Below are 13,276 nucleotides of genomic sequence, written 5' to 3'. Positions count from 1 at the left end.
AAATGACAATCCCGCATCCCAAACTATTCCAACTATTGCCCATCTGCTCCGCCATCTACCTGATGGTTTGGGGTATGTTGTCCTGCGACCGGAGTACTTCTTCCCGTACAGAGGAGATCCCTCAGGTGATCAGCTACAATTTCCATATCCGCCCCATCCTTTCAGACAACTGCTTTGCCTGCCATGGGCCAGATGCCAACAAGCGGGAAGCGGGCCTTCGGCTAGACCTGGCCGACGCTGCCTACAGCACCTTGGCCGAAAACCCCGGCAAATACGGCATTGTGCCCGGCAAACCCCGGGAATCGGAGGTTTGGAACCGTATCTTCTCTTCAGATGAAATGGAAGTGATGCCTCCCCCTTCTTCCCACCTGACACTCACATCCCACCAAAAAAAGCTAATTGAAACCTGGATCAAGCAAGGGGCAACGTACGAGAAGCACTGGGCATTTGTACCCCCACAAAAACCTGAAATACCAACCGTAAAAAACAAAGCCTGGCCCCAAAATGCCATCGATTTCTTTGTACTGCACAAACAGGAGTCCCTCGGCCTGACACCCAATCCGGTCGCTGACCGGGAACGCCTGTTGCGTAGGGTAAATTTTGAGCTGACCGGTCTGCCTCCCGACTTGGCACGCATGGAAACATTTCTGTCAGATAAACGGGAGGACGCCTATGAACGCTTGGTCGATGAGTTGCTGGATTCCCCAGCCTATGGCGAGCGCATGGCCCTGCTGTGGATGGATGTGGCCCGATATGCCGATTCCTACGGCTACCAGTTGGACAACCTACGAACCCAATGGCCATGGCGGGACTGGGTGATCCATGCGTTCAACCAAAACCTGCCCTACGACACCTTTATCCGTTGGCAACTGGCCGGCGACTTACTCCCTGACCCCACCAAAGAGCAACTCCTGGCAACCGGGTTTAATCGAAACCACAAAATCACCGAGGAAGGAGCCATCGACGAGGAAGAGTACCGTGTGACCTACGTGGCCGATCGCACCAATACACTCGGCAAGGCTTTGCTTGGGATTACGTTAGAATGTGCCGCCTGCCACGACCACAAGTACGATCCCATTTCCCAAAAGGAGTATTACGAGCTGTTTTCGTTTTTTAATAATATTGACGAGCGACGAACCACGACCACACCCATTGACCCCCTAGTCGGCACATCCGCATCCTATGCGAAAAAGCCATTGATGGAAATCACGGACGAAGATGTGCACTCCGTCCTGTCCTTTGTCAACAAGCAGGATACGGCCCGACTGATCGTCTCGGTGATGGGGGAATTGGATACGCTGCGTAAAAACCATGTCCGCGAACGGGGCATATTCGATGCCTACGGCGAAGAGGTTTTTCCGGCCACGCCAGAGGCCATATTGTCGTTTCCGTCTTCCACCCCTCCAAACCGCCTTGGCCTCGTGGATTGGCTGTTTGATCCCCAAAATCCCCTCACCGCGCGGGTATTTGTAAACCTGATATGGAAGGACGTTTTTGGCCGTGGAATTGTCAATACTCCGGGTGACTTTGGAATGCAGGGTGAGCTCCCCAGCCATCCAGAACTACTGGATTGGCTGGCGCGTGATTTTATGGAAAACGGCTGGAATATCAAGCGCCTAATGCGGCAATTGGTCACTTCGGCTACCTTTAGGCAGTCGGTCGTTGCCGATCGACAACGAATGGAATCAGACCCAGAGAATACCTACCTTACCCGGTTTTCCCGGCAACACTTGAAGGCAGAATTTATCCGGGATATGGTATTGGCATCTAGTGGTCTGCTCGTGCAGCAACTGGGCGGGCCTAGTGTGAAACCCTATCAGCCTCCCGGGCTTTGGGAAGGAGCTACGGCCGGGGGATCCACCCTATCCGAATACAAACAGGACACTGGGGCTGCTTTGTACCGCAGGGGTTTATACAACTTTGTCAAAAGAACGGTTCCACCTCCTTTCATGCTTATTTTCGATGCCAGTAACCGGGATCAATGCGAGGTGGAGCGAGGCAATACGAACACCCCACTACAGGCATTGGTGATGATGAACGATCCGACCGTTTTGGAGGCCTCCCGGGTTTTTGCCTCTCGCCTCGAATTGGAACCCTCGTCGGTGGAAGATAAAATCAGCAGGGCATTTCGGGTGATCGTTTGCCGCCACCCCAAAGAAAAGGAGAAAGCATTGCTCTTGGATTATTACCACAGCAGGCTGGCTGCCACGTCACTAGACCAGGCCAACGAACTGCTGGACGTGGGAGAATACCCGATCGAGGAAGAGATCGATCCCATTACCACCGCAGCCCTCATGCAGGTGATCACCGCACTCTATAATTTAGAAGAAACCATTAATCGATCCTAAGCCATGTCCAAGGAACTGACCGAATACCAACTAAATCAAACCCGGAGAAGGTTTCTCTCAAAAGTGAGCCTTGGACTGGGAGGAGTTGCCTTGGGATCCTTATTGATACCGGATCTTTTTAAACAGTCGGCAGCACCCGAGCGTTTGCCCTTTTCGGGCATTCCTGACTTTGCGCCCAAGGCCAAACGGGTGATTTACCTGTTCCAAAACGGAGCACCTTCTCAGTTGGAATCCTTCGATTACAAACCCTTGCTAGAGAAAATGGTGGGAGAAAACCTACCGGAGGACGTACGAGGCGGTCAGCGCCTAACTGGCTTCACGGCCAACCAACCGGGAGGCCTGCCATTGGTAGGCTCTTTTACCGGCTTCAAGCAATACGGTGCATCCGGTACCTGGGTAAGCGACCTTTTTCCCTATACCGCCAAGATTGTGGACGAGCTCTGCATCGTGAAATCCATGCATACCGAGGCCATCAATCACGATCCAGCCCTTACATTCTTTCAGACAGGAGCCCAGCAGGGCAACCGTCCCAGTATGGGATCTTGGCTAAGCTATGGTCTGGGGAGCGAAAACAGCAACCTTCCTGCCTTTACTGTACTGATTTCCCGTGGAAAGGGCAATAGCCAAGGCGTATATGCCAAGCTTTGGTCCAATGGATTTTTAGATCCAATACACCAAGGAGTACAGTTCGGGTCCGGTGAGGATCCCGTGCTATACCTGAGGGATCCCAAGGGCATGGGCAGGGATGATCGCAGGGAGATGTTGGACAAGCTGGCACAGCTAAATCAATGGTCCTACGAGGAATTGCATGATCCGGAGATCGCTGCCAAAATACAGCAGTACGAGATGGCCTACCGCATGCAGACAGCTGTACCGGAGACGCTGGACATCAGTAAGGAGCCCCAATCGGTTATCGATATGTACGGGGAGGACTGCCTAACCCCCGGTACATTCGCCGCCAACTGCCTGATGGCACGGAAACTTTCCGAAGGTGGTGTCCGGTTTGTGCAGCTTTATCATCAGGGTTGGGATCAGCACGTAAATTTGCCAAAGGAAATCACAGGGCAGGCGAAAGATGTGGATAGGGCCTCGGCGGCGTTGGTATTGGACTTAAAGCAGCGGGGCTTATTGGACGAAACCCTGGTCGTCTGGGGTGGTGAATTTGGCCGTACCTGTTTCAGCCAGGGACCCATTACCAAAGGAAACTACGGCAGGGACCACCATCCCCGCTGCTTTAGCATCTGGATGGCAGGTGGAGGCACCAAGCCCGGTCTTGTGTATGGCGAAACCGACGACTTTAGCTACAATATAGTCAAAGACCCTGTCCACGTACATGATTTTCATGCTACCATGCTGCACCAACTCGGTTTGGACCACGAGAAGTTAACCTATAAGCATTTAGGTAGGCGGTTCCGGCTTACCGATGTGGCCGGCAGGGTAGTGCATGACTTGCTTGTATAGACAAAAGTTGTTCCTTCCTTCGGCGAGCTTCGTGTTCTTTCCGTATCTTTACCCTAAAAACACATGAATCTCTTGGACCAAATTCGTCAAAATCCTCAAGAAATTACCTTTTCTGAGGTGATTGCCCATATCGATGCACATTATGAATTCCGCCCTACCCGGTTTACGAACGGAGATACAGTCAATGAGGCAGGTCAGAATAACGGAAGCTGTAAACTTCTGTTTTTTGCACAACAACAGGGCTTGGATGCAGAAACTACCCTCCAGTTATTTGGGGACTATTATCGCACCGATGTGCTGAAAAATCTGGAGGGCAATGACCACCAAAATATTCGGAATTTTATGCGGTATGGATGGAGTGGAGTGGCTTTCGACGGCACACCGCTCCAAATTAAACCGTCCCAGTAATTCTAATGCGCTTCTAGCCAGTCTTTACCTATCCCTACTTCCGCTACGACGGGTATCCCAATGTCCACCGCCTCTGCCATGAGGCGCGGAATTTCCCGCTTGAGTAGTTCTACCTCGGATCGGTGGGCGTCGAACACCAATTCATCGTGTACTTGAAGAATCATTTTGGATCGGAGCTGTTCTTTTTTCATCCAGTGATGCACGTTGATCATGGCCACTTTGATCATATCGGCAGCAGAGCCCTGTATAGGTGCATTGATCGCGTTCCGTTCGGCAAATCCACGCATGGTGGCGTTGCGACTGTTGATATCACGGAGGTAGCGCCTTCGTCCGAGGATGGTTTCGACATATTCCTGCGTTCGGGCTTTTTCGATGCTGCGGTCCATATAGTCCTTTACAGCTGGAAATTCCTTGAAATAGGCATCAATGATTTCCTTGGCTTCTCCTCGGGGAATATTCAGGCGTTGGGATAGCCCAAAGGCGGAGATGCCATAGATGATACCAAAGTTTGCTGTCTTGGCCTTACGGCGCATATCGGAGGTGACTTCCTCTAGGGGTACTTGAAAGACCTTGGCCGCGGTGGTTGCGTGAACATCCCTCCCGTTTTTAAATGCCTCAATCATGGATTCATCCTTCGAAAAGGCCGCCATGATACGGAGCTCAATTTGGGAGTAATCCGCTGCCAGAATCAGGTGATCTTCATCCCGAGGGACAAAGGCCTTTCGGATCTCACGGCCCCGTTCGGAGCGAATGGGGATATTTTGAAGGTTGGGGTTTATGGAAGAAAGCCTTCCAGTGGCGGCGACAAACTGATTGTAGGTAGTATGGATGCGCCCCGTCTTGGGGTTAATCAGCCCCGGTAGAGCATCCACATAAGTGGATTTGAGTTTGACCATCTGCCGGTAATCTAGAATTGCTTGGGCGATTTCGTGCTCTCCGGCCATTTTGCTAAGCACTTCTTCCCCGGTAGCAAACTGCCCGGTTTTGGTTTTCTTCGCTTTGGGGTCCAAATTCATCTTAACGAAGAGGATTTCACCCAGTTGTTTGGGCGAACTCAAATTGAACGTCTCCCCAGCCAATTCAAACACCCGGGCTTCCAAGACACGGCTTTCCTTTTCCAATTCTGCGGACAATTCGGAAAGCGCTGCGGTATTTATCTTCACGCCTTCAAATTCCATGGCGGTAAGCACCTCGATCAGGGGGTTTTCTACCTCGTGCAGCAGCTTTTCTACACCCTGTTGTTTCACCAAGGGATCCAGCACCTGCTTTAACTGTAGGGTGATGTCCGCGTCTTCGGAAGCATAATCGACTACTTCATCCACGTCTACGTCCCGCATATTTCCCTGGTTTTTACCTTTCTTGCCAATCAGACTGGTGATGGAGACGGGCTTGTAATTAAGGTATTGCTCCGCCAGCCAATCCATGGAGTGCTTTCCCTCCGGCTCAATCAGGTAATGCGCCAGCATGGTATCGTAGAGCCTTCCTTTGACTTCCACACCATAGTTTTTCAGAACTAGGAGGTCGTATTTTACGTTTTGTCCGATTTTGGTGATTTTTTCAGCTGAAAAGACAGGCTCCAGCCAGGAAAGAATCTCCCGGGCGGCTTCTACTTCTGCGGGGACTGGAAGGTAGTAGGCCTCTCCTGGAATATAGGCAAAGGAAATCCCCACCAGTTCGGCGTCGTTTGGGTTTAACGAAGTAGTTTCGGTGTCGAAACATATCTCCGGCTGCTGCAGCAGGTACTTTACCAATTCACCTACAGCCTCCCTGCCCGATACCTTGTGGTAGCTGTGGGGTCGGCTGTGGAGCGTGTCTTGGGAATCGGGTGCGGCCGTCAAGGGCAGTGGCTCTGCGGAAGCCGCATCGGTATTTTCCGTCGCCTTTTCCTCTATGCCGGTAAACAGACCCAGTTGCTCGTCCACGCGCAAGTTGGGCTTTTTCATGGCCTCGCCGAATACGCGTTTGGTAAGGGTTCGAAATTCCAATTCGGCAAAGAGTGCTTTGAGTTTTTCCTCGTCGGGACCGTCGTAGCGCAGTTCCTCTTCCACAAAGTCAATCGGCACGTCCTGGCTGATAGTGGCCAATTCCTTGGACAGAATCCCCTGCTGCCCGAATTCCTCCACCTTTTCACGCTGCTTGCCTTTTAGGTCCTGCGTGTTTTTGAGCAATTCTTCGATGGTTCCGTAGGTTTTTAGCAGTTTTACGGCGGTTTTTTCACCTATACCAGGGATGCCCGGGATATTGTCTACGGCATCCCCCATGAGGCCCAGGATATCCCGAACCTGATCCACGTGTTCGATATCCCATTTGGCACAGATTTCCTTTGGTCCCATGACATCTACCGCATTGCCCATAAAGGCCGGCTTGTATAGGTAGATATGGTCTTCTACCAGTTGGCCGTAGTCTTTGTCGGGTGTCATCATGTAGACCACAAAACTGGTTCGCTCCGCTTTTTTGGCTATGGTGCCAATGATATCGTCCGCTTCAAAGCCGTCCAGTTCCAACACTGGAATGTTAAAGGCCTGTACGATTTGCTTGACCCATGGAATGGCAATTCCAATGTCTTCGGGTTGCTCTTGGCGGTTTGCCTTATAGGCTTCAAATCGCTCGTGGCGAAAGGTAGGCGCGTGGGTATCAAATGCCACGGCGATATGAGTAGGCTTTTCTTTTTCCAGTACTTCCAACAGCGTATTGGTGAATCCTAGCATCACGCCAGTATTTAGCCCCTTGCTATTGATACGTGGGGTTTTGCTAAAAGCAAAGTGTGCGCGGTAAATTAGCGCCATGGCGTCCAATAAAAACAGTTTTTTTGAACCTTTGGTTAACATAGGTGTCGGGTTTGTAGAAAACACCGGATGGCCGGTGGGCTTGTTGAATAAAAAGCCAAGTTACAAATTAATCCCTAAATGGGCGGAACAAAATATTCCCCGGCCCAATCAGAATTGGATCGGTATTTGGTAAGTGTTTTGGGAATTCGGTTAAAGGCACCTATCACCCGCTTTCCGAATGCCAATATATGTTTTATTTAATCCTATAAACACATGAGAAAAATAGCGTTTTTTTTATCCCTTGTATTTTTGTTCACCTCTCTGGCTCCGGCAGCCATGGCAAAGGCAGACAAAGATCCCAAAACGTTAAGCCCAGAGGATGAACTTCGGATGGAGGAAATTAGTGACCGTGTAGCAGAGATCAAAGCAATGAACTTTGCCGAGCTGAGCAAAACAGAGAAGCGAGAGGTACGAAAAGAGCTCCGGGAAATCAACAAAGAAGCGAAAGCCATCAGCGGAGGTGTGTACCTCTCTGTGGGCGCCATTATCGTCATTTTGCTGATACTGATACTGATCACCTAGTACAGGCGCGGTGGTAACATCCTTTTGGCACGGTTTTTTCATATATTTCATCAAAAAGATGAAAGGAGGATATGATGAAAAGATGGATGTTATCGGGATTGTTTGTAATGGGGCTTTTGCTGATTACCTCTTGTAATTCGAATAGAGCAGTTCAATCCTATGGATATTACGATCCGATGTATTACGGTCCAGGCATGTATTATGCGCCGGGAATGTACTACACACCGGGTTTATTTCCCAGAAATAATGTAATCATACAGCAAGACAGACCTTTGCAAAACAACCGTAGAGTTGCTCCCCGAAGTAATCGGAGGCCGGCACAAGTCAGCCCCAATAACAGAAGAAGCACCTCCCCGAACCAACAGCAGCGTGTGCAGCCTAGGAATCAAAGGTCTAACACACAAATGAATAGAAGAAGTACTTCCCCGCCGGCTAACCGAAGCACCGTGTCTCCGGGTACGAGGCGATCGGCACCTGCGTCTGGTGGGAGAAGTGCCCCAAGCAATCGTAGGGGAAATTAGATACTTAGTTGTTTTTTTTAGGTTAACTGTTAGAAGCCGCGGGGTGTCCCCGTGGCTTTTTTTGGCATTATTTCTCCAGTGTCGCGAGGTATCGCCTACCCTGCAGCGCCTTGTAGCCGATAATGGCTAAGGGAATGATCCAAATGAGGTCGTTGGCTATCAGGTAGAAAAAGGAGCGCTTGTTCCAGGTAACTACATCCGAATAGGCGAGCACAAACCACGCTAAGGAGACCAATTTGCCGACTATTCCCAACCCGATTAAATACACCCAACTGAAAGGATAAAAGGCGCTGAGAAAGATCAAAAAGCCGATTAACATGCCGAAGGTTCCGAACGCATTGGTGGATGCAATGCTATTCAGAACGGATTCAGAGGCCATCCAGCCAAGTACTGTAGGGCCAAACCACTTGAAAAAGGCCCCCCAAATGAAAGTGTATACGCCAGCTAGCAACAAGATACCTCGTAGTGGCATTCCAAAAACCGGTGGCGTTGGGGTGTCTGTCATGACATTGATAAAGTTAATGAGAAGATTCTCCTTATTTTGTTAATTTTTGACAAGTTCCAAAAAGTATCTGAATCCCCAAAGGTGTTCGGAGAGATGGTTTATAGGAGTACGGATATCCTGTATGTTTTTTGGAAGAAAGGGCGTCAGCGTCACTCGGACCTGAGCATGGCTATCCCGCTCGACCTTTAGGCTGAATTTATTGCGAAGGAGCAGGATTTCCTTCGGGAAGAACATGCGTTGATGCGACAGGTTTAGAGGAGTTTGTATTCCAAACTGCTTTCTTTCTGCGACAAATGTATCTACCACGTTTCTGAAGGATTTAGGCTGCACGGTTAAGAAAGATTGCAACGGAAATTTGGGGTTGAAGCTGTGAACCAATGCGATATGCTGTTTTTGAACCTGGTAAGAGACACGCCTACTAACCTCCTTTTTGAGGAACAGCTCGTTTTGTGTCGCAAAGAAATGCCATAGGTTATCGATTCGATGTAATTCCATATGGGGTTAAATTGGGTTTTTTACCTGCTTCAAGCATCCAGTAAACAGCCTTAGGTCTGCCGGTGTTTTTAAAGGTAGAGAAATTTTTTGTCAAATGCTGCGAAATGGTCACTCATTGACGGCCAATTAAACGGAAAAAATCCTTTACGGTGACCCGCAGGGCATCCCGTTCTTTTTCATCTTGGAGTATAGGCTCCCAAGCATCTCCAAGCTTCACCTCAAAGGGTACCGACTCTTCCAGGTGGGGAAAAATTTCCTCAATAAAATAGAAATGAGCATATCGGTCCCCTTTACCGAAGGCACTTTCTCTCTGAAGTCCCGAAGGCTCTGTCCAGCGAATACGGAGAGTATCCATTGTTTTCAGCTGCCCTTGGGGTTCCAAAATCAGGTAAGCCGCATCTTTGACCTTGTTGATGATCAGTGCACTGTTCAGCACGAGTGCTGTAGAATCGCTAACCCTACTGCCGAGGCGATAGAGTTCCATCTTGGCGTCGGCACGGATTTCGGTATCGTAGTAAGCCCTTCGAACATTCTTGAAATACAGTCGACTAGACGAGGTGATACTGAATTCATCTGTATCACCGCGATTAGATGCCCTTCGTTCGTTGAAAAAGGACATGATCAGCACCAAAAGCAATGAAGCGGCCCCAAATATCTTCATAAGCCGAATCAGCTCAGGGGTCATGGGATCGTTGGATTTGTTTGGTGTCATTCTTAAGGGTATTTACAGTAGCAACAAAATCATCTTCTCGAAGGTTTAGTGCAGGTTAGTAAGGAGTGGAAAAACAATACTTTGGCCTTAGACCCTTTCATTCCTCGTAATTTTTTATCTTTGCGGTTTAGAAAAAATAGTATATCGAAACGATGAGTAGAGAAGTCCGCGTAAGATTTGCCCCTTCTCCTACCGGTGCACTGCACATAGGTGGGGTAAGGACCGCATTGTACAATTACCTGTTTGCCCGAAAGACTGGAGGCAAGTTTCTGCTCCGGATTGAGGACACGGATCAAACCAGGTTTGTGCCGGGAGCGGAAGAATATATCAAAGAATCGCTAGAATGGCTGGGTATCAGCCCGGATGAAAGCCCTTGGAACCCGGGGGAATATGGTCCATACCGTCAATCGGAGCGAAAGGAGATGTACATGCAGTACGCGCAGGATTTGCTGGATAAGGGCCATGCCTATTATGCCTTTGACACGGCCGAAGAGCTGGAGGCGATGCGCGAACGATTATCGGCTGCAAGGGTTGTATCTCCCCAGTACAATTCGATCACCCGCATGCAGATGAAAAATTCTTTGACGCTGCCTGCCGATGAGGTAAAAGCCCGTTTGGAATCCGGTGACCCGTACGTGATCCGCGTGAAAATTCCCCGCAAGGAGGAGGTTAGACTTCAGGACAAGGTTAGGGGCTGGGTCATGGTGCACTCAAGTACGTTGGACGACAAGGTATTGATGAAGTCAGATGGCATGCCTACCTATCACCTGGCAAACATCGTGGACGATCACCTAATGAAGATCACGCACGTGATCCGAGGGGAGGAATGGTTACCTTCTGCACCCCTGCATGTGCTATTGTATAGGTATTTTGGTTGGGAAGATACCATGCCTGAGTTTGCCCACTTGCCGCTGTTGCTCAAGCCTGATGGAAATGGAAAGCTATCCAAGCGGGATGCAGAAAAACATGGTTTCCCGTTGTTTCCCCTTATGTGGACAGACCCAGCTACAGGCCAAGTGGCAGACAGTTTTAAAGATCAGGGCTACCTACCGGACGCGTTTTTGAATTTTCTAGCTTTTTTAGGTTGGAATCCCGGAGACCATCGGGAGATCTTCTCCGTGGAGGAGCTCGTGGAGGCATTTACTATCGAGCGTATTGGCAAGTCAGGCACCAAATTCGACATACATAAAGCCAAATGGTACAACGAACAATACCTCAGAAGAAAGTCTGACACCGAGCTCGCGGCTTATCTGTTGGCTGATTTAGCTCAGGAAAAGATCGAAATCTCCCAGCAGAAAGCTGAAAAAATTGCTGCGCTCATGAAGGAACGGGCCACCTTTCCAGCTGATCTGTGGAAGGAAGGCAGGTTTATGCTCTTTGCTCCTGAAGCATTCGACGAGGCAGTTGCGGATAAAAAATGGAATGCCGATGCAGTGAAGGTATTAGCATCTTTCCAGGCAAAGGTCAGCGCCTTGGCGGGAGACTTGGATGCGGATACTGCAAAGCATTTGCTGCATGAAGCGGCCGAGGAATCTGAGGTGAAATTGGGTAAAATCATGCAGGCGGTTCGTCTCGCTGTGACCGGTGTAGGTGCTGGTCCTGACCTGATGCAGGTATTTGAGATATTGGGCAAGGAAGAATTGGCCAAAAGAATCGCGTTTGCGTTACATATACTACCCGTGAAAGCTTGATGGGTAAATTCCCGGACGGCTTGCGGTTAAATTTAGTAGACATGAGTAAGAAATCAAAAAAGGAGGAAACTCCAAAGGTTAATCCGGAGCTGGAGGGATTTAAAATGAATATCAATTCCTTCGGCGAAATTTCCAGTTCTTTTTCTATCGATAAGATCAACGAGTTTCTCAATAAGAATGTGGACGACAAGAAGTTAAGAGACCGGGATGATCTGGATGAGCTAAAGAAAAAAAAGAAGTAGGCGCTTACTTCTTCGACCTTTGATACCTGTATGGGAATGAATCTTCTACGCAGCCTGCTACTACTGATTTTTTTTGCCTTGGGGACCATTTTCTCGGTGCTGGGTCAAACCAGTATTGGTTTTCGGACTGGGTATTCTACTTCTAGCGCCTCTTATCGGGTCACACTAGGTTCCTTTCCACGAAGCGTAAAGGGTTTTACTGCCCAAACTCATTCCTTTGTTATTGAGCAGTTTTTTGAGAAAAATGCCGGTGGGCAAATTGAATTTCAGTTACTCACGACGGGATATGCTGCGGTGGACTCCGTAAACGAGGGCAACGAAACCCGTTTTGACTACTTGAAGATCCCGATACTTTCCAATTTTTACATAGGAAATACTGGGCGTTTTCACATCAAATTAGGCCCGCATGTAGGGTACATGCTGAACGTCCGGGATATCAGCCGGGTATCCGAAGGCACCTTGGTAATTCCCACCTATGGACAGCCTGGAGATGACCCCCGGAAAATCATGTATGGATTAACCGGGGGTGTAGGAATTTCAAAATTGTTTGGCAAGAATACGATCCAAGGAGAAGCCCGATTTTCCTATGAATTTGGTAGACCGGAGACGCAAAACCGCATTTTTGACCTGAACTTTACACAGTTGGAATTTACGCTTTCCTACCTCTTTCGGGTTCTTAAGTGATCAGACCTTTTTGGTATAAGTGATTCTGCGGGAGGCCTTCCGCATTAGGATGTTTACCAGATCTTCTGTAGAACTGCCCACAGAACCAGCTACGGCTTTGTTATAGTTGACCAACAATACCCCATCCTGCGCGTTGTAAATAAATATGTTTGCTACTGCCCGGTTAGTGCTGCCATAGAATCCGACCAACACACCCAATGCGATAGAAGCCCCGTCTGACATAGGCTTTGTAGTCTCAAAGGTACCCATGATAACCGCATCTACGCCGAGGACTTCTGCGATCTCCTGTGGAGTCATCATGGAATAATCGTCCTCTGAGATTCTGGCTTTTGCCAGAAGGGCATTGGTGGTGTTGGGGTCCTGCACATCTATACCCAACGCGCCCCGTTTCTTGCGCTTCAGAAACCAGGAGTACATACCTGCCTGGATTTCTCTGCCCTCCGCAAGTTCCATCTTTGCCATGTGCTCAGCGGTGATTTCTTTCATCTGCTTTGGCCTAAGGGTGACCGTGGCCTTAAAGGGTAGGATAGCCAAGATTTGGTGATCCTGGGTGATTCGATCAAAATCTGGATTTTCGTACAGGTGGGTTTGTGAAAATGCCAACGAGGTAACCAATAGCATTACCATGCTGAAAACAAGTTTTTTCATAGACTTAATGGAGAAAGGATTGATAATAGTTATATATACTGAAAAGGGTAAAACGGACAAATAAGTGTCTTTAATACTACTTTACGGAGTTAAAAATTTTGCCCAATAGGGCAAAATTAGCTATATTGTGGTAACATATATAGCGTCTTCAACCATTGCCGATTGAATTAGGCCCATGCTTCTTCAATCGGATAAAAAAAATTTTGATTTT

At 48.9% G+C, this 13,276-nt stretch carries 13 protein-coding genes; 8 read left to right on the top strand and 5 right to left on the bottom strand.

The window, feature by feature from the left end:
• Positions 1-2: 2 nt before the first annotated feature.
• The 3 genes from JJU34_RS02105 (at position 3) to JJU34_RS02095 (ending at position 4,217) form a co-directional block, all read left to right on the top strand.
• On the top strand, positions 3-2,348 hold the full coding sequence (locus JJU34_RS02105; RefSeq protein WP_228690665.1) for a PSD1 and planctomycete cytochrome C domain-containing protein: 2,346 nt from the start codon (positions 3-5) through the stop codon (positions 2,346-2,348).
• Between the two features lie 3 nt (positions 2,349-2,351).
• Positions 2,352-3,809: a DUF1501 domain-containing protein gene (locus JJU34_RS02100; RefSeq protein WP_228690664.1), complete on the top strand. Its 1,458-nt coding sequence runs from the start codon at positions 2,352-2,354 to the stop codon at positions 3,807-3,809.
• A 63-nt stretch (positions 3,810-3,872) separates the two neighbouring features.
• Positions 3,873-4,217: a HopJ type III effector protein gene (locus JJU34_RS02095; RefSeq protein WP_228690663.1), complete on the top strand. Its 345-nt coding sequence runs from the start codon at positions 3,873-3,875 to the stop codon at positions 4,215-4,217.
• A gap of 2 nt (positions 4,218-4,219) precedes the next feature.
• On the opposite strand, the gene polA is transcribed toward JJU34_RS02095, so the two are convergent.
• Positions 4,220-7,045 carry a DNA polymerase I gene (gene polA / locus JJU34_RS02090; protein WP_228690662.1) on the bottom strand — a complete coding sequence of 942 codons (2,826 nt, stop codon included), beginning with the start codon at positions 7,043-7,045 and terminating at the stop codon, positions 4,220-4,222.
• Between the two features lie 213 nt (positions 7,046-7,258).
• Here polA and JJU34_RS02085 point away from each other — a divergent pair, with 213 nt between their 5' ends.
• Together JJU34_RS02085 and JJU34_RS02080 are read left to right on the top strand one after the other, a co-directional pair.
• On the top strand, positions 7,259-7,567 hold the full coding sequence (locus JJU34_RS02085; RefSeq protein ID WP_228690661.1) for a hypothetical protein: 309 nt from the start codon (positions 7,259-7,261) through the stop codon (positions 7,565-7,567).
• A gap of 71 nt (positions 7,568-7,638) precedes the next feature.
• Positions 7,639-8,088: a hypothetical protein gene (locus JJU34_RS02080; RefSeq protein ID WP_228690660.1), complete on the top strand. Its 450-nt coding sequence runs from the start codon at positions 7,639-7,641 to the stop codon at positions 8,086-8,088.
• Positions 8,089-8,155: 67 nt separating this feature from the next.
• Here JJU34_RS02080 and JJU34_RS02075 read toward each other — a convergent pair whose 3' ends face one another.
• The 3 genes from JJU34_RS02075 to JJU34_RS02065 form a co-directional block, all read right to left on the bottom strand.
• Positions 8,156-8,593, bottom strand: a complete 438-nt coding sequence (locus JJU34_RS02075) for a hypothetical protein (RefSeq protein WP_228690659.1) — start codon at positions 8,591-8,593, stop codon at positions 8,156-8,158.
• A gap of 39 nt (positions 8,594-8,632) precedes the next feature.
• The gene (locus JJU34_RS02070; protein ID WP_228690658.1) at positions 8,633-9,088 is read right to left on the bottom strand and encodes a hypothetical protein; all 456 of its coding nucleotides are present in this window, start codon (positions 9,086-9,088) and stop codon (positions 8,633-8,635) included.
• Between the two features lie 112 nt (positions 9,089-9,200).
• On the bottom strand, positions 9,201-9,800 hold the full coding sequence (locus JJU34_RS02065) for a hypothetical protein (RefSeq protein ID WP_228690657.1): 600 nt from the start codon (positions 9,798-9,800) through the stop codon (positions 9,201-9,203).
• A 152-nt stretch (positions 9,801-9,952) separates the two neighbouring features.
• On the opposite strand from JJU34_RS02065, the gene gltX reads away from it, so the two are divergent.
• From gltX to JJU34_RS02050, 3 genes are read left to right on the top strand one after another with little or no spacing between them, the layout of a single operon-like run.
• Positions 9,953-11,491 carry a glutamate--tRNA ligase gene (gene gltX / locus JJU34_RS02060; RefSeq protein WP_228690656.1) on the top strand — a complete coding sequence of 513 codons (1,539 nt, stop codon included), beginning with the start codon at positions 9,953-9,955 and terminating at the stop codon, positions 11,489-11,491.
• 41 nt (positions 11,492-11,532) lie between these two features.
• Positions 11,533-11,733 (top strand): hypothetical protein, encoded by a 201-nt coding sequence (locus JJU34_RS02055; RefSeq protein ID WP_228690655.1) that lies wholly within the window; start codon positions 11,533-11,535, stop codon positions 11,731-11,733.
• Positions 11,734-11,769: 36 nt separating this feature from the next.
• A complete protein-coding gene (locus tag JJU34_RS02050) occupies positions 11,770-12,417 on the top strand; it encodes an outer membrane beta-barrel protein (protein WP_228690654.1) in 648 nt (215 codons plus the stop codon).
• On the opposite strand, the gene JJU34_RS02045 is transcribed toward JJU34_RS02050, so the two are convergent.
• A complete protein-coding gene (locus JJU34_RS02045; protein WP_228690653.1) occupies positions 12,418-13,065 on the bottom strand; it encodes a hypothetical protein in 648 nt (215 codons plus the stop codon).
• Positions 13,066-13,276 lie beyond the last annotated feature (211 nt).

Source organism: Lunatimonas sp. (assembly GCF_020832325.1).
Lineage (GTDB): Bacteria > Bacteroidota > Bacteroidia > Cytophagales > Cyclobacteriaceae > Lunatimonas.
The sequence above is the reverse complement of the archived record's forward strand: the minus strand, read 5'-3'. Positions and strand labels throughout refer to the sequence as shown.